1 rRNA gene is annotated in these 1,364 nt (G+C 49.5%); it reads right to left on the reverse strand.

Going from position 1 to position 1,364, the window contains the following annotated elements:
• Nucleotides 1-1,364 (reverse strand): 23S ribosomal RNA (locus tag OZZ83_RS14610); the annotation flags it as partial.

Here is a 1,364-nt window from a genome sequence, read left to right on the forward strand (position 1 = left end):
ATCGTCTGCATTCCTTAGCCTCCTGCGTCCCTCCATTGCTCAAACAAAAACAACGGGTACAGGAATATCAACCTGTTATCCATCGCCTACGCCTATCGGCCTCGGCTTAGGTCCCGACTAACCCTGGGCGGACGAGCCTTCCCCAGGAAACCTTAGTCATTCGGTGGACAGGATTCTCACCTGTCTTTCGCTACTCATACCGGCATTCTCACTTCTAAGCGCTCCAGCAGTCCTCACGATCTGCCTTCGACGCCCTTAGAACGCTCTCCTACCAATACACCTAAAGGTGTACTCCACAGCTTCGGTAATATGTTTAGCCCCGGTACATTTTCGGCGCAGGGTCACTCGACTAGTGAGCTATTACGCACTCTTTAAATGGTGGCTGCTTCTAAGCCAACATCCTAGTTGTCTGTGCAACCCCACATCCTTTTCCACTTAACATATATTTTGGGACCTTAGCTGGTGGTCTGGGCTGTTTCCCTTTCGACTATGGATCTTATCACTCACAGTCTGACTCCCGGATATGAATGAATGGCATTCGGAGTTTATCTGAATTCGGTAACCCGAGATGGGCCCCTAGTCCAAACAGTGCTCTACCTCCATCATTCTCAATTCCGAGGCTAGCCCTAAAGCTATTTCGGAGAGAACCAGCTATCTCCAAGTTCGTTTGGAATTTCTCCGCTACCCACACCTCATCCCCGCACTTTTCAACGTACGTGGGTTCGGTCCTCCAGTGCGTTTTACCGCACCTTCAACCTGGACATGGGTAGATCACATGGTTTCGGGTCTACGACTACATACTCAAACGCCCTATTCAGACTCGCTTTCGCTGCGGCTCCGTCTCTTCAACTTAACCTCGCATGCAATCGTAACTCGCCGGTTCATTCTACAAAAGGCACGCCATCACCCATTAACGGGCTTTGACTTGTTGTAGGCACACGGTTTCAGGTTCTATTTCACTCCCCTTCCGGGGTGCTTTTCACCTTTCCCTCACGGTACTGGTTCACTATCGGTCACTAGGGAGTATTTAGCCTTGGGAGATGGTCCTCCCGGATTCCGACGGAATTTCTCGTGTTCCGCCGTACTCAGGATCCTCCTAGGTGTCTTCCACATTTCGTCTACGGGGTTTTTACCCTCTTTGACTGACTTTTCCAAGTCATTCGACTATCTGAAAGAACGACCATATTGGAGTCCTACAACCCCAACAAGCAAGCTTGTTGGTTTGGGCTTTTCCCGTTTCGCTCGCCGCTACTCAGGGAATCGAATTTTCTTTCTCTTCCTGCAGGTACTTAGATGTTTCAGTTCTCTGCGTCTACCTCGAATGTGCTATGTATTCACACAATCGTAACATCCTATTAAAGATG

The sequence above is a fragment of the Enterococcus sp. E5-162 genome (assembly GCF_035725965.1).
In the GTDB taxonomy this organism is placed as follows: Bacteria; Bacillota; Bacilli; order Lactobacillales; family Enterococcaceae; genus Enterococcus_B; species Enterococcus_B lactis.